Source organism: Arsenicibacter rosenii (genome assembly GCF_001870735.1).
Taxonomy (GTDB): domain Bacteria; phylum Bacteroidota; class Bacteroidia; order Cytophagales; family Spirosomataceae; genus Arsenicibacter; species Arsenicibacter rosenii.
Genome location: NZ_MORL01000014.1, coordinates 94,313 through 114,993, shown reverse-complemented (window position 1 = coordinate 114,993; position 20,681 = coordinate 94,313). Strand labels below are relative to the sequence as shown.

The 20,681-nt window shown below is 50.7% G+C and carries 15 protein-coding genes; 6 read left to right on the top strand and 9 right to left on the bottom strand.

Annotated elements, in window-relative coordinates:
- Positions 1-3: 3 nt before the first annotated feature.
- Entirely contained in the window at positions 4-1,206 is a 1,203-nt protein-coding gene (locus BLX24_RS21035) for a serine hydrolase domain-containing protein (RefSeq protein ID WP_510185431.1), read from the top strand.
- 33 nt (positions 1,207-1,239) lie between these two features.
- On the opposite strand, the gene odhB is transcribed toward BLX24_RS21035, so the two are convergent.
- Together odhB and BLX24_RS21025 are read right to left on the bottom strand one after the other, a co-directional pair.
- Positions 1,240-2,817 carry a 2-oxoglutarate dehydrogenase complex dihydrolipoyllysine-residue succinyltransferase gene (gene odhB / locus BLX24_RS21030; RefSeq protein WP_071505198.1) on the bottom strand — a complete coding sequence of 526 codons (1,578 nt, stop codon included), beginning with the start codon at positions 2,815-2,817 and terminating at the stop codon, positions 1,240-1,242.
- Between the two features lie 76 nt (positions 2,818-2,893).
- Positions 2,894-5,683 (bottom strand): 2-oxoglutarate dehydrogenase E1 component, encoded by a 2,790-nt coding sequence (locus tag BLX24_RS21025; RefSeq protein WP_071505165.1) that lies wholly within the window; start codon positions 5,681-5,683, stop codon positions 2,894-2,896.
- A gap of 292 nt (positions 5,684-5,975) precedes the next feature.
- Here BLX24_RS21025 and BLX24_RS21020 point away from each other — a divergent pair, with 292 nt between their 5' ends.
- A complete protein-coding gene (locus tag BLX24_RS21020; protein WP_071505164.1) occupies positions 5,976-7,367 on the top strand; it encodes a cystathionine beta-synthase in 1,392 nt (463 codons plus the stop codon).
- 59 nt (positions 7,368-7,426) lie between these two features.
- On the opposite strand, the gene BLX24_RS21015 is transcribed toward BLX24_RS21020, so the two are convergent.
- The 3 genes from BLX24_RS21015 to BLX24_RS21005 form a co-directional block, all read right to left on the bottom strand.
- The gene (locus BLX24_RS21015) at positions 7,427-8,920 is read right to left on the bottom strand and encodes an APC family permease (protein WP_177225885.1); all 1,494 of its coding nucleotides are present in this window, start codon (positions 8,918-8,920) and stop codon (positions 7,427-7,429) included.
- A 187-nt stretch (positions 8,921-9,107) separates the two neighbouring features.
- Positions 9,108-12,128, bottom strand: a complete 3,021-nt coding sequence (gene secDF / locus BLX24_RS21010) for a protein translocase subunit SecDF (protein ID WP_083422095.1) — start codon at positions 12,126-12,128, stop codon at positions 9,108-9,110.
- 127 nt (positions 12,129-12,255) lie between these two features.
- Positions 12,256-12,633 (bottom strand): hypothetical protein, encoded by a 378-nt coding sequence (locus BLX24_RS21005; RefSeq protein WP_071505163.1) that lies wholly within the window; start codon positions 12,631-12,633, stop codon positions 12,256-12,258.
- 122 nt (positions 12,634-12,755) lie between these two features.
- Here BLX24_RS21005 and BLX24_RS21000 point away from each other — a divergent pair, with 122 nt between their 5' ends.
- Both BLX24_RS21000 and BLX24_RS20995 read left to right on the top strand, forming a co-directional pair.
- A complete protein-coding gene (locus BLX24_RS21000) occupies positions 12,756-13,823 on the top strand; it encodes an NHL repeat-containing protein (RefSeq protein WP_071505196.1) in 1,068 nt (355 codons plus the stop codon).
- A 42-nt stretch (positions 13,824-13,865) separates the two neighbouring features.
- Positions 13,866-15,380, top strand: a complete 1,515-nt coding sequence (locus BLX24_RS20995; protein WP_071505162.1) for a c-type cytochrome domain-containing protein — start codon at positions 13,866-13,868, stop codon at positions 15,378-15,380.
- A 56-nt stretch (positions 15,381-15,436) separates the two neighbouring features.
- Here BLX24_RS20995 and BLX24_RS20990 read toward each other — a convergent pair whose 3' ends face one another.
- On the bottom strand, positions 15,437-16,087 hold the full coding sequence (locus BLX24_RS20990) for an AlbA family DNA-binding domain-containing protein (protein ID WP_071505161.1): 651 nt from the start codon (positions 16,085-16,087) through the stop codon (positions 15,437-15,439).
- A gap of 239 nt (positions 16,088-16,326) precedes the next feature.
- On the opposite strand from BLX24_RS20990, the gene BLX24_RS20985 reads away from it, so the two are divergent.
- Together BLX24_RS20985 and BLX24_RS20980 are read left to right on the top strand one after the other, a co-directional pair.
- Entirely contained in the window at positions 16,327-16,803 is a 477-nt protein-coding gene (locus tag BLX24_RS20985; protein WP_071505195.1) for a sterol desaturase family protein, read from the top strand.
- Positions 16,803-18,473, top strand: coding sequence for a glycerol-3-phosphate dehydrogenase/oxidase (locus tag BLX24_RS20980; protein WP_071505160.1), 1,671 nt, complete (start codon positions 16,803-16,805; stop codon positions 18,471-18,473). Before BLX24_RS20985 ends, BLX24_RS20980 begins: the two co-directional genes overlap by 1 nt.
- Before the next feature lie 38 nt (positions 18,474-18,511).
- Here the strand turns inward: BLX24_RS20980 and BLX24_RS20975 are convergent, their stop codons facing one another.
- The 3 genes from BLX24_RS20975 to BLX24_RS20965 form a co-directional block, all read right to left on the bottom strand.
- Entirely contained in the window at positions 18,512-18,733 is a 222-nt protein-coding gene (locus BLX24_RS20975) for a DUF2795 domain-containing protein (protein ID WP_009284883.1), read from the bottom strand.
- A 221-nt stretch (positions 18,734-18,954) separates the two neighbouring features.
- Positions 18,955-19,281, bottom strand: a complete 327-nt coding sequence (locus BLX24_RS20970; RefSeq protein ID WP_071505159.1) for a nucleotide pyrophosphohydrolase — start codon at positions 19,279-19,281, stop codon at positions 18,955-18,957.
- An 80-nt stretch (positions 19,282-19,361) separates the two neighbouring features.
- The gene (locus BLX24_RS20965; RefSeq protein ID WP_071505158.1) at positions 19,362-20,639 is read right to left on the bottom strand and encodes a DUF349 domain-containing protein; all 1,278 of its coding nucleotides are present in this window, start codon (positions 20,637-20,639) and stop codon (positions 19,362-19,364) included.
- Positions 20,640-20,681: the final 42 nt, after the last annotated feature.

The following is a 20,681-nucleotide window of genomic DNA, read 5'->3' as shown; positions in this document are numbered from 1 at the left end:
GGTATTATTCTTACCAGCATTGCCTGTAACCAAAGCGGGCAGAATCAGTTGAATCGGTCAGCTCAGGCCATGAACAATTGTGCTGATGGCCAGAAACTGAGTTCAACCGAAGAAGCCTCCATCCGCCAGTCCATCCAGGCAGATGATAAAATCCGGAAAATTGATGAAATCATTCAGCAGAAGGTAAGAGGGGGGTTTAACGGCAACGTACTGATTGCCCAGAAAGGCGTTGTTCTCTACCAGAAATGCTTTGGTTTCGGCCACTTCGAGAAGAGCTGCCGCGATTCGTTGATTCCCGATTCTAAATTCCAGCTGGCTTCATTATCAAAAACCTTCACGGCTGTTGGTGTCTTAAAACTGATCGAAGCCAAAAAGCTCTCGCTGGAGGATACTATCCAGAAATTCTACCCGGATTTTCCTTACCATGGCATTACCATCCGCGATTTGCTGAGCCACCGGAGCGGCCTGCCCAATTATGCCTACGCGTTTGACGACAGCATGAAGGTTAACTTTTATAAGAAAGAAAAGCCTTATCCAACCAATGCGACCATTATGCATTGGTTTGCAACGGTCCAACCAACGCCAAAGCCTTACAACGTTCCCGGCCGTAATTTCAGCTATTCCAACACAAACTACATGGTGTTGGCTTCTATCGTTGAAAAAGCCACCGGACAACCGTTCGAGACCTTCATCCGGAAAAACATATTTGAACCGCTCGGCATGCGCAATACCTTTGTTGCCACTACCCAAAACGATTCGATTAATCGCTACCGGACCGCAGGGTATCAATGGAACCGGCGCATACCCAAAGACTATTACGACGACGTTGTAGGCGACAAAGGCGTTTATTCGACCATTAGCGACCTTTTCCGCTGGTATCGGGCGTTAAACGGAGATTGTGTGCTTACACGCAAAACACTCGCTGAAGCCTTTATTCCGCGCAGTTTTGAGAAGAAGGGAGCCAAAAACTACGGCTACGGCTTCCGGATGCAGCTAAATGACCTGAATGAGCCGGAATTTATCTACCATACAGGCTGGTGGAAAGGCTACAATACGATGTTCTGGTTTAGCCCTAAAGACGAATACGTCATTATTATGCTGGGCAACAAATACAACAAAAGCGTATACCGCGTGAAAGAACTGGTTGATGTGCTTCACGGAAGTCCTCACGGTGTCAATGAGGAAGACGGTGAAGTAGAGTTATAAAAAAGGCCCCTTGCGGGGCCTTTTCCGTATTTATTACATGTCGAATAACAACCGGGAAGGATCTTCAAGGATTTGTTTTACACGCACCAGGAAGCCTACCGATTCTTTACCGTCGATAATGCGGTGGTCGTAAGACAGGGCCACGTACATGATCGGACGAACAACGATTTCACCGTTTACGACAACCGGACGTTCTACAATATTGTGCATACCCAGAATCGCCGACTGCGGAGCGTTGATGATTGGTGTCGACAGCATTGAGCCGAAGATACCACCGTTCGTGATCGTGAACGTACCACCCTGCATCTGATCGATTGTCAGTTTGTTGTCACGTGCCAGACCGGCCAGACGGATGATTTCTTTTTCGATCTGAGCAAAGCTCATTTGGTCGGCATTCCGCACAACCGGCACCACCAGACCACGTTCTGTAGATACCGCAATCGAAATATCGCAGTAGTCGTTGAATACAATCTGATCGCCATCGATCATCGCATTTACGGCCGGGAAGTCCCGCAGGGCAATACAAACCGCTTTCGTAAAGAACGACATAAAGCCTAAGCCTACGCCATGTTTCTCCTTGAACTTGTCTTTAAACTTGTTGCGGAGATCCATTACCGGCTTCATATCTACCTCATTGAAGGTAGTCAGCATTGCCGTTTCGTTTTTCACCGCTACCAGACGACGGGCGATTGTTTTCCGCAGTGACGTCATTTTCTCCCGACGCTGTCCACGTGCACCGGCAACCGGCGCAGCAGCAGGTGCTGGCGCAGGAGTCGCTGCAGGTTTGGCAGGAGCGGGGGCAGCGGCAGGCTGTAGCGCAGGGGCAGCTTTAGCGTTGGCCGCGTCTTCTTTCGTGATACGTCCGCCAACACCTGAACCCTGAACCTGCTGCGGATCAATGCCTTTTTCAGACAGAATCTTGGCAGCGGCCGGAGACGGATGGTTAGCCGCATAACCTGCCTGACCGTTTGTTGGAGCTACTGCCGCCGGTGCAGCAGCTGGTGCAGGAGCCGCAGCTGGCTGTGAGGCAGCCGCACCGACTTCAATCCGTGCGATAACCGCGCCAATCGGCAGGGTGGCACCGGCTTCCGCAACGATACGCAGGGTACCGGCCGCTTCGGCAGGCAGTTCAAACGTAGCCTTATCAGACTCCAGTTCACACAGCACTTCGTCAAGTGCTACCTGATCGCCATCTTTCTTATTCCATGAAGCGATGGTAACTTCTGTGATTGACTCACCAACCGCAGGTACCTTCATATCGACTACCTGAGCGGTCGCCGCAGCGGCAGCCGGGGCAGGGGCCGCAGCTGCCGCCGGAGCGGCGGCGGGTTCAGCCGCAGGAGCCGGGGCTGCCGGAGCTGCAGATGGCGTTGAACCACTTGGTTCGATGGTACAAACAACAGCTCCGATTGGCAATACATCGCCTTCCTGAGCCAGAATGTGTAAAGTCCCTTCTGCTTCGGCAGGTAGTTCAAAGGTGGCCTTATCGGATTCAAGGTCGCAAACGACCTCGTCCACTTTTACATAATCGCCTTCTTTTTTACGCCAGGCGCCGACAGTAACTTCCGTAATTGATTCCCCTACCGAGGGGACTTTTATTTCAACGGCCATATTGTTTAGTGGTTCGTGGTCCAGAAAACGGGCCGTCGACATTTGTTAACAGCCCGCTTTCATTACTCACTTACATTTATTCAAACGCTTTATTAACTAATTCAGCTTGTTCTTTGGCATGCATTTTTGAGTAGCCCGTTGCTGGCGACGCTGCGGCATGGCGTGAGACTACCCGCAGTTTCAGATCGGATGCAACACGCATCAGGTATGTCCAGTAGCCCATGTTTTCCGGCTCTTCCTGAACCCACACCAGATCGGCTTTTTTGTACTGACCCAACACGGCTTCCAGTTGCTTTTTCGGCAGGGGAGCCAATTGTTCCAGACGAACGATAGCCACGTCGTCGCGCTTGTCGGCCGTACGTTTTTCGTTCAGTTCGTAGTACACTTTACCGGTACACAGCAATACCCGTTTTACCTTTTTCGGGTCTACTGTTGTATCACCGATTACTTCCTGGAAGCTGCCTTTAGTCAGGTCTTCCAGCGGCGATACAACCTGCGGATGGCGCAGCAATGACTTCGGCGACATAACAACCAGCGGCTTCCGGAACGTCCATGTGAGCTGACGACGCATCATATGGAACAGGTTTGCCGGTGTGGTTACGTTGGCGACAATCATATTGTTCTCGGCACACAGCTGCAGATACCGCTCAGGGCGGGCATTTGAGTGCTCAGGCCCCTGTCCTTCGTAACCATGCGGCAATAACAGTACCAGACCATTCATGCGGTTCCACTTGGTTTCACAACACGAAATAAACTGGTCGATCATAACCTGAGCGCCGTTTGAGAAATCCCCGAACTGCGCTTCCCAGATGACCAGGGCATTCGGGTTTGCCAGGGCATAACCGAATTCAAACCCTAATACACCATATTCAGAAAGCAGCGAGTTATAGACATTGAAGCTCTCCTGATCCTGCTGGATGTAGTTCAGGCTGTTGTATGATTCGTTGGTTTCAACATCGTGCAGAACGGCATGACGGTGCGAGAAAGTCCCCCGCTGAACGTCCTGGCCGCTTAGCCGCACAACCTTACCTTCGGTCAGAATCGAGCCATACGCAAGCAGTTCAGCAGTTCCCCAGTTAACTTGTTTCGTTTCGAACAACATAGTCTGGCGGTCTTTCAGCAGCTTTTCAATCTGCTTCAGCGGTTTGAAGCCTTCCGGTACTTTCACCAGTGCCTGACCGATTTTTTCCAGCTGCTCAAGCGCAACGCCCGTTTCCGGCGACTGGTCAAAGTCGGCCGGCGTTGCCCGTTGCAGGCTCCGCCATTCCTGTTCCATTTTCGGATACTTGTATGGCAGGGCTTTCTGCTTCACCAGATCCAGCCGATCCTGCAGCATAGCCTTAAACTCCGCATCCATTTTACCGGCCAGTTCCGCATCCACTTCACCGCGCTCAATCAACTGCTTGTTGTAAAGCTCGCGTGGGTTCTGATGTTTACCGATCAGGTTATACAACGTCGGCTGCGTAAATTTAGGCTCGTCTGACTCGTTGTGTCCGTGACGGCGGTAGCACACCATATCGACGAAAATATCGCGGTTGAACTGCTCACGGAACTCCACGGCCAGTTTCATACAGAAAACAACCGCCTCAGGATCGTCACCGTTTACGTGTAGTACCGGCGCGTCGATGATTTTGGCAACGTCCGAACAATAAATCGACGAACGGGCGTCTTCCCAGTCTGTTGTAAAACCGACCTGGTTGTTGATCACAAAATGGAAGGTACCACCCGTGTGATAACCGTTCAGTTTCGACATCTGGGTTACTTCGTATACGATACCCTGACCGGCAAAGGCGGCATCACCATGGATCAGTACCGGCATTACCTTATCGTAATCGCTGCCGAAATGTCCGTCGGCACGGGCCCGCACAAAGCCTTCGACTACCGGATTAACGGCTTCGAGATGCGACGGGTTTGGTGCCAGTTTCAGGTTAATGGTTTTACCGTTCGGCGTTGTTTGCTGGCTTGAGTACCCGATGTGGTATTTAACGTCACCATCACCGTATACTTCTTCCGGCAGGTTTCCTTCGAATTCGTTGAAGATCGCGTCGTAGGTTTTACCAAGGGTATTTGCCAGCACGTTCAGACGACCGCGGTGGGCCATACCGATCATGATTTCTTCCACACCCATATCCGCCGCCTGCGTAATCATCGCGTCAAGGGCGGCAATGGTTGTTTCGCCGCCTTCCAGCGAGAAACGCTTCTGGCCAAGATATTTGGTATGCAGGAAGTTTTCGAAAACGACTGCTTCGTTCAGTTTTGTCAGAATACGCGTTTTCTCATTGATAGATGGCTTGTAGGTAGGCCATTCTTTCTCAATCTTATTTTTAAACCACTCCAATACGGCCGGTTCCCGAATGTACATGTATTCGAAGCCGATCGGACCGGTATAAACAGTCTTTAAGGTATCAAGGATTACCCGCAGCGTCGACGGGCCGATGCCGGTCCGTAATTGAGTTGCTGCTTCAAATGTAGTATCCAGATCGGCTTCTGTCAGGCCAAAATCGCTTAAATCAAGCAGCGGCTGACGATCTTTCCGTTCGCGGATCGGGTTTGTTTTCGAAAGGAGGTGACCACGGGAGCGGTAACCAAGAATCAGGTTACGAACTTTCAGTTCTTTCTCTACGTGTGCTTTATCAACTGTACCAGAGGCTGTTGCAGTGCCATTAGCAGCAACCGCAGCCTTACCATTGCCATTTCCGTTTGTGAGCCCTGACGGGGCGTTTTCCCCGTAGGTAAGCGAAAATTCAAATCCTTCAAAAAATTTCTGCCAGCTTTCATCGACCGAGGTCGGGTTCTGCTTATACGCCTGATACAACTGATCGACGTAAGCAGCTTCTGAGTTAGCTATATACGAAAATTTATCCATAAAAAACAACGCGTCAGTATTCAACTCGCAAAGTTACGGTATACGTCCGAAGTAGTTCGCAAAAATTTTGCCTTTTTATGCAAATAAACTATAGACGAATCCATTGCTTCTCAGGCACAACAAAAGTTTTGGCGGATAAGTTGTTTTACATAAAGTAAGCTCCTGAGGGCGACCATCAGGAGTTAAGGTAAAAATCCGTACACTTGCACCATACAGACTCCGTTACCCGTATGCTGAAGCTGAAGCGCGTTGGTAACGGAATACACTTCATTCAACAAAACCAGCAGGAACCATGAATTACCATGCGTCAATCGTTGACACCATCGGCAATACGCCGTTAGTCAAGCTAAATAAAGTTACCCGCGGCATTCAGGGTACGATTCTGGCTAAAGTCGAGTACTTTAACCCTGGCAACTCAGTCAAAGACCGCATCGCCATCCGGATGATCGAAGACGCCGAAGCCCGTGGCATCATTAAACCCGGCGGCACCATCATCGAAGGTACGAGCGGCAATACCGGCATGGGCCTCGCTCTGGCAGCCATCGGCAAAGGCTATAAGTGCATCTTTACCATGGCCGACAAACAGTCGAAGGAAAAAATCGACATCCTGCGGGCAGTCGGAGCGGAGGTCATCGTGTGCCCGACCAACGTTTCTCCCGATGATCCGCGTTCGTACTATTCTGTGGCCAAACGCCTTAACCGCGAAATTCCCAACTCGCTGTACCCGAATCAATACGATAACCTATCGAATGCTGCCGCGCACTACGATACGACAGGCCCCGAGATCTGGCGCGATACCGACGGGCGCATTACCCATCTGGCCGCGGGTGTCGGCACCGGCGGTACACTCTGCGGCACAGCTAAGTTTCTGAAAGAAAAAAATCCGGATGTCGTTTCTGTCGGGATTGATACGTACGGCTCCGTCTTCAAGAAATATAAGGAAACCGGCGTTTTCGACGAAGGGGAGATTTATCCGTATCTGACCGAAGGCATCGGCGAAGACATTCTGCCGCAAAACGTTGATTTCAGCCTGATCGACCAGTTCGTGAAGGTGACCGATAAAGACGCGGCGATTATGGCCCGCCGGTTATCGCGCGAAGAAGGGTTGTTTGTCGGTTGGTCGTGCGGCTCGGCCGTGCACGGCGCGCTCGAATGGGCCCGCGATCACCTGACCGCCGACGATGTGATGGTCATTATCCTGCCCGACCACGGGACCCGCTACCTGGCCAAAATTTACAATGATGTCTGGATGAAGGACCACGGCTTTCTGGAAGACCGGACCTTTAAGACGGCCCGTGATATCATCCACAGTAAATCGCATCGCGGCGGTGAGCAGCCCTCCATGCTGACGACCCTTGGCAAAAGCGTTACCATCGCCCAGGCCATTCAGGTTCTCAACCGCCACAGCATTTCGCAATTGCCGGTTGTCGACGAAAACGATCACATTGTGGGTAGCCTGACCGACTCTACCATTCTCAACAAGCTGATTGAAGACCCGAGTATTAAAGACCGGACCGTCGAAGAAGTTATGGACAAACCCTTTAAGTTTGTGGGGCTTGATAACACCGTCGATGTGCTGTCGTCACTGATCGACCGTGAGAACAAGGCTCTGCTTGTCCGCGACGAAAAAGAGCAGGTGCATATCATCACACAGGCCGATTTGCTCGCTGCCATGACCGTCTAAAACGCAAACGGACGACAGTTTTAAGGCTGCCGTCCGTTTGCTTTATTATGCTCTTTTTTTTAGTCCTTATTCAAATTGCTGTGTCTACGGCCGTAGAGGAAGTAAACGATCAGCCCTAGTGAACCCCAAACCACAAACGCGATTTTTGTATCTACGCGCAGGTTCCACATCAGGTACAGGTTTGCCAGGATACCCAGTGTAGCGACAACCGGCAGGGCTGGTGTTCTGTACGGACGCTCCAGATTCGGCTCCCGCACGCGCAGCAACCATACCGCACCGCAAATCATGGCAAAGGCAAGCAGCGTTCCTGATGAACAAAGCTCAGATACCTTGTCAATCGGTGTCAACGCAGCGACAACCGACACGATACCACCTACCAGGATAGTGCTTTTCCACGGCGTTTTGAACGTTGGGTGCACGGCGCTGAAGAATTTAGGCAGCAGACCATCTTTGGCCATACCTAAGAAGATACGCGTCTGGCCCAGCATCATCACGAGCATTACCGATGTCAGACCGGCAATAGCGGCAATCGTAATCAGGTAAACGGCCCACGTCAGACCGGCATCGGCAAAGGCCTGCGCTACCGGTGCTTTCAGGTCAAGGTTTGTGTATTTCACCATGCCCGTCAGAACCAGTGAAACCAGGATGTACAACAGCGTACAGATAATCAGGGAAGCAATGATCGCAAACGGAACGTCTTTCTTCGGGTTAATGGCTTCACCGGCCTGCGTTGATACCGCATCGAAACCGATGTAAGCAAAAAACACGATACTGGCTGCCGTTACAATCCCATTAAAGCCATAGTGAATCTGGCCGGTCTCGTCGGTTACCGGCGCAGGGATGAATGGTGTCCAGTTGGCGGTGTCTATGTAGAAAGCACCAACAACAATAACAAAGATAACGGTGGCCACTTTGACAATAACAATCAGGTTGTTTGTGCTGGCCGCTTCTTTAATTCCTTTTACCAGAATATAGGTTACCACCCAAACGATCAGGAGCGCAGGCAGGTTAATTGCGAAAGCAAAATCGGGAACAGCCTCACCGGCAGCCCGCAGCTTTTCGGCTTTTTCCCGCGCGGTAATCGGGTCATTCATCAACCAGATCGGCAGGTCGGCATGGAACAGGTGCAGCAGTTTTTCAAAATACCCCGACCAGCTTACCGCTACCGTGGTGGCTCCCATCATGTATTCCAGAATAAGGTTCCAGCCAATAAACCAGGCAAAAATCTCACCAACTGTACCGTAGGAGTAAGCATAGGCAGACCCTTCTACCGGCAGAATTGAAGCAAATTCGGCGTAGCAAAGGGCAGCAAACGTACACGCAATCCCGGCAAGGACAAACGCCAGCGCAAGGGCCGGGCCAGCCCAATCGTGAGCCGCAATCCCCGTCAATACGAAGATACCACCACCGATTACGGCACCGATCCCCAGCGAGGTTAATCCCCAACGGGTTAATACGCGCTTCAGCTCACTCTTTTTCATGTCAGCCTCGTAGGCCTCAAGCGGTTTTTTCCGCCAAACACTCATGTCTTTGGGTTTCAATCGGGTTTCCATATAAGGGAAAGATAGTTAGGCTTTTTGCTTAGTCAATGAAATTATTAATTGATTTTACCAGACAAGGTACGTAATTATTTCGGACAAACATAAATAGGGCAATCAGGGGATTGAGAAGAAAGTAAAATCGTACAGTACTTTCTTCTCATTAACCTAATTACCCTATTTATTTACTCTCACGCACAAATTATGCTTGTGACGGACGAATTTTTGGTTTCGGAACCTTCACCGCCGGCTCGCCCTCAGCAACCGCCAGTGGGTCTGGTGTCACTTTAGGACCTGTACCGGCTGCCGGTGTCGATGGCTTGTCCTGATCCTGCGTCAGTGAGTCAACCACGATTGGCGTCGCCACGAACAGAGATGAGTATGTACCAACGATAACCCCGATCAACATCGCGAACGAGAACCCACGGATGGTGGCGCCACCGAAGATGAACAGGATGATCAGTACCAGCATAGTCGAAAGACCCGTTACGGCCGTACGGCTCAGGGTGCTGTTCAAGGCATTGTTGATCACGGCAGCCATGCTTTCCTTCTTCCCTTTGTTCTCGGCCAGGTATTCACGGACACGGTCAAAGACAACGACGGTATCGTTCATTGAGTAACCCATGATCGTCAGCAAGGCACCGACAAACGCCTGGTCAACATCAAGCGAGAACGGCAGCCAGCCATTGAAGATCGAGAATACCGCCAGAATTACCAATACGTCGTGGAAGAGAGCAACCACCGCACCGTAACCGAAGGCCAGTTTCTTAAACCGGATCAGGATGAAGACGAATACGACCGCAACCGCCAGCAGGATTGACCACAGGGCCGAGTAAATCAGGTCTTTCGCAATGGTAGGACCTACTTTCTGCGAGCTCTCGATTTTCGCCTTGTTTCCGCTGATCTTCGTTAAGCCTTTGTTCATCGCTGCCTCTACCTGCTTATCGGCATTGGCATCGTCGTTATCAATCATGTAGTCAGTCGTAACCTTCATCTGGTTCGAGTTAACGCCTGTACCACCATATGTTTTTACTTCCGGAGCATCGCCACCCAGCGCATCTGTCAGGGCACTGCGGACATCTTCCGTACCGATCGGCTGCTCAAAACGAACCACGTATGAACGACCACCTTTGAAGTCTACACCCAGACCGAAGCCTTTGAAAATAACCGAAATAATACCCAGACCGATGATCACCGATGAAATGGTGTAATACAGTTTCCGGCGCGATACGAAGTCGAAGTCAGAATCCTTGAACAGGTTCTTCGTCCACGGTGCTGAGAAGCTAACCGTCTTGCCGTCTTTTGTATAGGCTTCCAGAATCAGACGGGTAATCAGAATAGCGGCGAAAAGCGATGTGAAGATACCAATCACCAGCGTTACGGCGAAACCACGGATCAGACCAGTACCGAACAACAACAGGATGAAACCAGTCAGTAAGGTAGTGATGTTCGAGTCGAAGATCGACGAGTACGCGTTTTTGAAACCATCGGCGACCGCTACTTTAAAGCCTTTTCCGAGCGCAAGTTCTTCTTTAATCCGTTCGAAGATCAGTACGTTGGCATCGACCGCCATACCGATTGACAGTACCATACCGGCAATACCCGGCATTGTCAGTACCGTACCCGGTACCGCTGCCATTACGCCTAACAGGAAGAACGTGTTCACTAACAGAGCGGCATCAGCAATCACACCGGCACGGTTGTAATAGAAAATCACAAACGCCAGGATGACAAACAAACCGGCCACTGACGAAAGCAGACCATCCTGAATCGCTTCAGAACCCAAGGTTGACCCAACGATGCTTTCTTCAACAATCGTTGTAGGCGCAGGCAGTTTACCGGCTTTCAGTACGTTGGCTAAGTCTTTTGTCTCTTCAACCGTAAAGCTACCTGAGATGCTTGAACGGCCGTTAGGGATTTCATTCTGTACGTTTGGTGCTGTATACACCAGGTTATCCAGCAAGATCGCTACCTGACGGTTTACGTTAGCAGCCGTCAGTGAACGCCATTTGCGGGCACCTTCGGCATTCATGCTCATGGTAACTTCCGGCTGACCGCGGTCATCGTAGTCGTTAGCGGCATCTGTGATAACATCACCTTCCAGCGGAGCCACGTTACCAGCCTTTTTCAGGAAGTAAATCGGCAGAATTTCCTTGTTGTCGGTAGTCGGGAACGACTTACGGTCCCACGCATATACCATGTCACCAGGAAACATCGCCTTCACCTGCGGATCGTTCAGAGTCGCGTTTGCACGGGCCGTATCCTTCAGGTAAACACCCAGCTGGTTTTGTGAGATCGGTACAAACAGCTGTGTCAGCGCCTGGCCAGCAGCTGCTGTATCTTTTTTCGCAGAATCTGCTTTGCTCGACAGCTGAGACGCCAGGTTACCGGCAGTTCCGGAAGCCGGCGCAGTCGGCGATGCTTTGGCCGCAGCTTTACGGGCCGCTTCCTGCTCCAGTAAGAAGGCACCCAGGCCTTCCAGACCCGTTGAGATTTCACCCAACTGATATACTTCGCAGAATTCCAGTTTCGCAGCTCCCGTTAACAGGCGGCGAACACGCTCAGGGTTATCCACACCTGGTAATTCGATCAATACGCGGCCAGAGTTCGGCAGACGCTGGATGTTGGCGTTCGACACACCGAATTTATCCACACGAGCCTGAATGATCTTAAACGCACGGCCAATCGCGCCTTCAACTTCTTCGTTCAGCAAACGGCGAACTTCCGTATCTGTCGACTGGTAGTTAATTTTACCACGGTTGGCGCTTGTTGCAAACAGGCTGGCCAGACGGGCGTTAGGAACCAGATCCTTGTAGGCATCGATGAACAGGTCAACGAAGCTTGACCGGCTCGTTTTCTGTGCCTCAGCAGCGGCTTTCAGCGCCTGGTTGAATTTCGGATCACGGGTGTTACCGGCCATTCCTTTCAGGATGTCGGCAGGAGCCACCTCCAGTACAACGTGCATACCGCCCTGTAAGTCAAGACCTAAGCCTAACTCACGCTCCGTTACTTCCTGCAAGGTGTTACCCAGATACACCGGTTCTTTCCAGAGCGAATCCAGATACCGTTGTTTTTTTGTCAGGTTAACAACACCCTGCTTATTCGTTGCATACGCCGTTGCATCGTCCTTAATGCTGCGTGAAACGAACGTAAACGACAGATAATAAATGCTCAGGAGCGCAATTATCCCTGTCAGAATCAAAATACCGTTACGATTTTGCATAACAATGGTTTTCGGCCGAACCCGTACTCAACGGTTCAGACGGATTGAAAAAGTAAACGATTGGTAATAAAGACTGGTAGTAAGAAAAATGGAGAGATTGGAAAACCTGCGTTTCCGGAGAAAGGCGTTAGGGCGCGTTGGGGGCAATGAAATGACCGAAAACGTGCCTGAAATAACTAAAATAGAAATAAGGTATTGTAAAAATGCGAAGGAGGGAAGCCGCAACCAGCAATAAAAAGACAAATACCGGCGCGGGTAACAGATAAATGGCCTGTGTAAAGTCAAACGATGAGGCCGGCGTTACCACGGCTTCGAACGAAGCTGCCTGGATCTTTGCTTCGGCTGGTGCGCCTGCTTTCTTCCCGGTTTGCGGCTGCGTTGTTGCTTTTCTGGCATTTCCCGACGCGGGCAACGGCAGTTCGTGGCTCCATCCAGCCAGGAACAACATCAGGCTTGCCAGAAGCAGGCTTGACCAACGAACCAGTATGTTGCGCGAACTTTTCATGGAAATACAAAAGGGATGACAAATTTCGTACCATTTTTGCAGTAATGCAAGTGCTTTTTTTAGCCTGTGGTCAGGCAGTAAGCGAGGTGGTTCTGATTCTTTTAGAACAAATACGCTACGTCATGAAACTGCCGAATGTTAATCGCCGGGAATTTGCCCGCCAGACTACCTTAGCCGTTGGAGCCGCACTCGCAGCACCCGGTACCCTTTTCAGTAAAAACCGCACTGCCGAACCAACGGTCGTTGGTCATAATTCGCACAAATACCGTGTTGTGCCGAACTGGGGGGTGTTGGATGCCGGTAAAAACCCCGTTAATGACTGCCACGAAATGGTGCAGGATGCGAAAGGGCGTATTTTTCTGTTGACGAACGAAACACGCAACAACATCCTGATCTATGACAAATCAGGTAAACTGCTGGATGCCTGGGGAACGACCTATCCGGGCGCACACGGCCTGACACTGTCTAACGAAGGCGGTGAGCAGTTCCTGTTTATCTGCGACCCGAACCGGCATCAGGTCATTAAAACCGACCTCAAAGGCAAGGAACTGTTTAAAATCGACTACCCCAAAGAAACCGGTGTCTATGACCATCCGGCCCAGTTTTTACCCACCGAAACCGCCGTTAACCCGGTCAACGGCGATATTTATGTAGCCGACGGATATGGGGCCAACTACATTACCCAATACGACGCCAAAGGCCGCTACATCCGTCACTGGGGTGGAAAAGGGGCCGAGAACGGTCAGTTTGACTGCTGCCACGGCATTGTCGTAGATACGCGCAACAAAACGAACCCGACCTTGCTGATTACCGACCGCCGGCATAACTGCCTGAAGCGATTTACGCTCGACGGTAAGTACCTGTCTACCATTGCGGTACCGGGGACCTATATCTGCCGGCCGGTTCTGCACGGCGACTATATATTTGCAGCGGCCTTCCGGAGTACGTCTGACGCCTATCCGGACTCAGGGTATGTACAGATTTTCGATAAAAACGATAAGGTAATTTCGACGCCCGGCGGCACAGAACCGGTCTACCAGAACGGACAGTTACAGGAACAGCGCAAAGACCGGACCTTCTCTGCCTTTCTGCATCCGCATGATGTGCTGGTGGACGGCGACGAGAGCCTGTATGTAGCTCAGTGGGCTTCCCGAAAAACGTATCCGATCAAGTTAGAGCGCGTCGGATAATTGCGGATCCAGGCGGGATAACTCTTATTTTACTCAATTGCTATGCTTTTATTACAGGCATCAACTACCCCTCAGGTTTCTGACTGGGTACTTTTCTTTGGTCACTTTCACCCGCTGATTGTTCACCTGCCGATTGGCTTTTTACTGATTGCCGGTATTCTGGAAATCGGTCGCCGGCTGGGCAACGTCAATATTTCTGATAGCGGCATTGCCGGTATTCTGTTCTGGTCGGCCATCAGTGCTACCTTTGCCTGCGTCTTCGGCTACATGCTGTCGCTGGGTGGCGGATATGAGGCCGACACGCTGTCAGCACATCAGTGGCAGGGCATCGGCGTCGCCGTTTTCGCGTGGCTGGCGTGGCTGGCCAAATCCAGTCGTTTCGGCGAAAAAATACCATTTGGCTCACTCGTTTATAGTCTTTCTCTGCTGGCGGGGATTGGGCTGCTTATGTCGGCAGGTCACCTTGGCGGGTCCTTAACCCATGGTTCCGACTATCTGACGCAATATACGCCGGAGCCAATCCGTACGCTGGCGGGGATTCCGCCACGCGAGCAGGAGGTAGCGATTAAACCGATTGCCGATGTCAACCAGGCACTCGTTTACGATCAGATTGTGAATCCGATTCTGAAAAGCCGCTGTGTTCAGTGCCATAACCCCGAAAAGTCAAAAGGTGATCTCCGGCTGGATACCCCTGATATGGTGCGGAAAGGCGGAGAAGATGGTCCTGTTTTCGTTGCTGGTAAAGGGGGAGAAAGCGAGCTGGTAAAACGGTGTCTGCTGCCTTTGGAAGATGATCACCACATGCCGCCCAAAGGCAAAACCCAGCTCACCGACAGCCAGGTAGCCATTCTGACCTGGTGGATCGACCAGGGCGCCCCGTTTGACAAAAAGGTTGCGGACCTGACCGTAACAGATGCCGTTAAGCCCGCTTTAGCGTCACTGGGTTCGGGAGGCAGCCCGTCAGCCAATCCGGCCGCTAAGCCATCGCTTCCGGAATCGCCGGTGCTGAGCATGAAACTGGCACCGGCCGATGCCTCAGCCCTGAACGAGCTGAAGACGCAGGGTTTACTGGTGATGCCCTTGTCGAAAGAGCAGAATCAGCTGGAAGTCAGCGCCGTCAATAACCGGAATTTCAGTGACCAGCAGGCAGCCAGACTGACGAAAGCGGCCGGGCAGATTGTCTGGCTGAAACTGGGAGACACCAAAATCACCGATGCCGCCCTTGCGCAGGTAGCCCAACTGAAAAACCTGCAAAAATTACATTTGGAGCAAACGGCCGTAACGGATGCTGGTCTGAAACAATTGACGGCATTACCTTATCTGGAGTACCTGAACCTTTACGGCACCAAAATCACCGATGCCGGCCTGAAACAGCTGGCAGGCATTAAAAGCCTGCGTACCGTTTACATCTGGCAAACCGGCATAACCGAAAAAGGGCTGGCCGAAGCCAGACAGGCAATGCCGGGTGTTGAGTTTATCGGCGGCCTCACCGAAGCCCGCATCGCTGAGTTTACGCAGACTACGGCCGTGGCAGAAGGCAAAACAGAAAAGAAATAAATGTTCCGGGTTACGGTGTCCAGTACCTCTGATCGCCGTAACCCGGAACGAAATGGTTACGCCGCCCGGCTCGTGAAGTAGTCCATTACTTCATTGGGGTGCACCTCAAGCACGTTGGCCAACACCAGCAGGACCAGAGTCCGGGAAGCAATCTTTCGTGAAATACCGGCAACGGAAGCAAACAGGTCCACCGTTATCCGGTCGTGCTCCCCCAGATGTTTCATCAACATGCGCTCCTTATCGCCGTAGCTGAACCGGATGTTGCGCGCATCCCGCTCCCCTTTCAGGATTTCGCGTACCTCTTTGCTGGCCTGCACTGATTTGTCAGCGACACGCACATACGCTTTTTTTTCTTCCGGTTTCTGAGGGTCAGGCACGATGTAGTGAGGGCGTGACGGGCTTCGCGGCACCCGAAACATCAGGACCTCCCGTTCGCCCGGAATACTGATCCGCTCCAGAGTATATGAGATGGCAGGAAAGCAAAACTTTTCGAGCGCCCGCACAAGCAGGTATTCGTCTTCATCGGCGTATTTAAGGCCCTGCACCGACTTATCATCTCCTACGCCAATCAGCAAAATACCACCTTCGGTATTGGCAAAGGCGACCATTTCGCGAATAATTTTTTCGGGGTGGTTGGATTTGAGTTTAAACTCCAACTGGCTGCCTTCCCCGTGTCTAACCAAATCCTTGAGTGCCCGGTAGTCCATAGATGGCTTACAAAATAGTGTGAGCACTGATTAATGATCAATAAGCTACAGCCTATTAACGCTATAGCCAAATAAAGGTTGTACGACGTAATTGTCAAGGCATAAAACCAGAAAAAAGAGCATTCGCTAACTTTTCCGTAACACAATTAGTTATCAGGATGTCGGTGTCTGCTATTTCTCGGCTGCCCGAATCAGTATCAACCCAAATCGTTGTACTTTTATACAATAATAACACAAAAATGCTGCTAAACGTTGCCCTCGTTATTGGTACATTTCTGTTCATGGAAGGTGTCGCCTGGTTTACACATAAGTACATCATGCATGGCTGGCTCTGGAGCTGGCACCAGGATCATCATAACCACCACAAAGGTTTTTTTGAGTGGAATGACTTATTTGCGGTCGTTTTCAGTGCCGTTGCCATTACCTTAATTGTGGTTGGTATTGAAGTAGCTTCGCTGAATTACCTGACCTGGATAGGGGCCGGTGTGACACTCTATGGGGCCTTCTATTTTGTTTTTCATGACGTTATTGTTCATCAACGCGTTAAATTCAAGCACAAATTCCAAAGCCGGTATATGAAGCGGATTATCCGGGCACATTACATTCATCATAAAGTGCATACCAAAGAAGGCGCTCAGGCGTTCGGTTTTTTATATGCACCCAAGCAATATGATGTGCCGGTGAAAACGGCAAAGACCGACCAATCCTTATCCTGATGAACCGCGTAAAGCACCTTAACCGTCTTCGTTCTGAATCTTTCGACATTTGTATAATCGGTGCCGGGGCAACGGGTGCAGGCTGTGCACTCGATGCTGCCTCCCGCGGCCTGAAAACGGCCCTGATTGATCAGGGTGATTTTTGTTCGGTAACCTCGGGCACCTCGACAAAGCTTGTCCATGGCGGAGTCCGCTATCTGGAACAGGCTTTTAAAAAATTAGACCCCAAACAGTTATCCCTGGTGCGGAAGGCCCTTCACGAGCGCATGACGCTGCTGAAAATTGCCCCGCATCTGGCTCATCCGCTGGCACTGCTGACTCCCTGCAAAAGCTGGTTCGATGGTATGTATTACTCCGTCGGCCTCAAACTATATGATCTGCTGGCCGGTAACCGTCAGTTAAAGCCCAGCCAGTGGCTGTCGAAAAAAGAAGCCCTTGCTCATTTCCCGGCGTTTAATCCGGATAAGCTTCATAGTGCTGTATTATACTACGATGGTCAGTTCGACGATACACGCCTGAACCTTGCCCTTGTGCAGACAGCCGCACAGAAAGGCGCTGCCGTTGCCAATTACCTGAAAGCCGTTCATTTCCGGAAAAATGAAACCGGCAAACTGACCGCTATCGAGGTAGAGGATACCTTGACCGGGGAAACGTTTACCATCCGGGCAACGGTGTTTGTGAATGCTACCGGCACCCTTGCCGATCAGATGCGGCAGGATGCCAGCCCCGGAAAAAGCCAGCGCATGCGAGCCAGTAAAGGCTCGCACGTGGTAATGCCTATGGCAGCCGTTGGCAAAGCACAGGCTGCTTTACTGGTACCTTCTACATCTGACGGACGTGTGCTGTTTGCCATTCCCTGGCGTGGTCATTATCTGATTGGTACAACGGATACCGAAGCCCACCCCAACGATGTACCACATCTGGTGCCGGAAGAAGCCGCCTATCTGACTGAACACGTTAACCAATATCTGGCCAATCCGCTGTCGACAAGCCAGATTACCGGAGGTTTTGCCGGTCTGCGCCCATTACTCCAGCCCGATCATGACAATGCCGCCACGGAAAGCCGGAGCGTGGTCCGGGATCACGAAGTAGAAGTAGATCAGACATCAGGGCTGGTGAGTATTATGGGTGGCAAATGGACAACCTACCGCCTTATGGCAGAAGAGACCATTGACCGGTGTTGCCAGTTGTCAGGGCATACGGTAAAAAGTAACACCGAAACACTGGCGGTTGCGGGCGGGGATGGTTTTACCGGCAGCTTTCAGAGCGAATTCCGTAAGGCATTTTCCCATTTGCCGGCTGATACGGTTGAGCACCTGCTCTTTACGTACGGCACCAACGCAGCAAAAATTGCCGGACTGGCTCGTGAACAGGCCAGTTATGGGCAACTGCTCGTTGAAGGGCATCCGTTTATACGAGCGGAAGTGATTTACGCCCTGACTGAAGAAATGGCACAAACGATGGACGATGTGCTCATGCGCCGGATCCGGCTGGGCCTTGTCGACTGGGAGGCCGCGCTGGCAGCCAGTCGGCCGACCGGCGAAATAATGGGGCATTTTCTGAATTGGTCAGCGGAACAAACCCAGCAGGCAGTACAGGCCTTTACCCAAACCATTCAATTACTGGCCGGGCAGGCAGGCGTTTGGTTACGGACAAAAGAAAAGGCATAGCCGGTTAGACTATGCCTTTCATACTACCTGAGACCAGATCAGTACTCATCTTCGTTGAAGAAGAAGTCGTCTTTCGTCGGATAATCAGGCCAAATCTCTTCAATGCTTTCGTAAGGTTGTCCGTCGTCTTCGAGTTCCTGCAGGTTTTCAACAACTTCGAGTGGGGCACCTGAGCGGATAGAATAATCGATCAGCTCGTCTTTTGTTGCCGGCCACGGTGCGTCTTCCAAGTACGATGCTAGTTCAAGAGTCCAGTACATAGTAATTGTTCGTTTAGTCTCTAAATTTATAAGGCTGCAAAAGTAAAAAAAATTACATATCCAAGTTCTTTTTTCAAAAAATCTTGCATGATGCAATCAAACTATTTTTAACGCCATTAACAAGGCTATACCTGAATTGTTTGACTACTTTTTTTCTGATGTTAGTTTATTACTCCTGAGCCCTGCATACCCTGATTGCTAACCAGCTGAGAATACTATACTTATTGTAATTTAGGGTTATCCAGATGGCGGGTTTTATCCCGGATGTTTTTCTTGTCCAGGTTTTTCGAAAACGCTTCTGTTAAATCCACCCCGGTTTGATTGGCCAGACAGATCAGCACCCATAACACATCGGCCATTTCGTCGCCCAGATCGCGGTTTTTATCCGATTCCTTTTCGGATTGCTCCCCATAGCGGCGGGCCATAATCCGGGCTAATTCTCCGACTTCTTCGGTCAGAATAGCCATATTCGTCAGCTCGTTAAAATAGCGGACACCGACTGTTTTTATCCAGTTATCTACAACGTCCTGTGATTCGCGGATTGTCATGTCTAAATGATGATCTAGCGTAAATAAAGACAGGCGGCTTTTCCGGAGAAACAGCCGCCTGACCAATAAAAACCGGCTAATTAATAGCCCATATCTGTTAATTCTTTCTGAAACTCTATCAGGATGGTTTCTTTCATTGCAATTTTACGTTTCTGCGTATTTATCTTGTTCAGAATCTGCTTGTCTTCAAGCTTATTCGGGTCAAGATGTTCGGCATCCTGTAAGGCAAATTGCAGGTCACTTTTTTCACGGCGAACGAGGTACTCCATTTCACGGATTTTTGTCCGAAGCTGTTCTGCAACACTTTTCAGGGAGAAGGCAGGATACTTCCGTGACAGTACACGCCCTAAATAACTCAGCTCAAAAATCTTATCACACGCCGACCGGAACCGCTCGTTTAACTGACGATCCTGATTTTTAGGCGGAATTTTGATTTCTTTCCAGCTGTTAAGTAAGACTTTTGCCCGTTCTGCAGCAGCAAATATATCGCTTGATTTTGCAAGACGCTCGGCTTCTTCCACCATGCGTGTCTGTGCTTCGATCCGCGGATCAACCCGTTTCTGGATAACGATGCCTTTGGCATCATTGTAGCGGGTATATACCAGCGTTGTCGCTTTTTTAAACTGTTTGTACAGTTTACCGCTTTTTTTAATCGGCACCTCACCAATCAGCTTCCACGCATTCTGCAGTTGCCGGACCTCACGGTAGGCAGCATCGACATCCGGATTCCGGTTTGCCCGGAAAGCCAGCCGGATCAGATGGTCATACTGATCCAGACGTTCCTGAATAATCTTGTTCTGCTCGTTGAAGAACTCGCGGCGACGCTGGAAGAAGTTATCGAGCAACTCCTGGAAACGACCTTCTACCTCAGCATCCAGTTCTTTGTCGACCGGGCCGGTTTTGATCCATTTCTGCTTGATGTCCTGCAACTTATCAGCCGTATCTTTCCAGTCGTCGCTGGCTGCCAGGGGTTCAGTTTCGCCCAGCAACGCCCGCTTGATCTCAAGATTCTTGAGCTGATTTGTCCGGATGAGTTCCGTCAGATACGTCTCCTGCGCATCGAGCCGCTCGAGCAGCGGCACAAAGTCACCGATGGCGTCAAAGCCAATCAGCTTTTTCCGAAGTTGCACCAACTTAGTCAGGTAAGAGCCTTTGTTCTGAGCCTCTTCGATCTCCTGTTCTAATTGGTTAACCTTGTTTTGAGCAATAATGAAGCGGTTCTTAAAGTAATCGAGCGCTTCCTGCTCTGTTCGTTTCACTTCGCCAATCTGGCGGTCTGGATAGTCGAGGTAGCCCTTTAAAAATACCTTTCCGTCTTTGACGTAACCGTATTCGTCTACCAATGAAGCGGTTTCCATTATTTAACCTCAGTTAAGGCTGAGCATTGGGTTTATTTATAG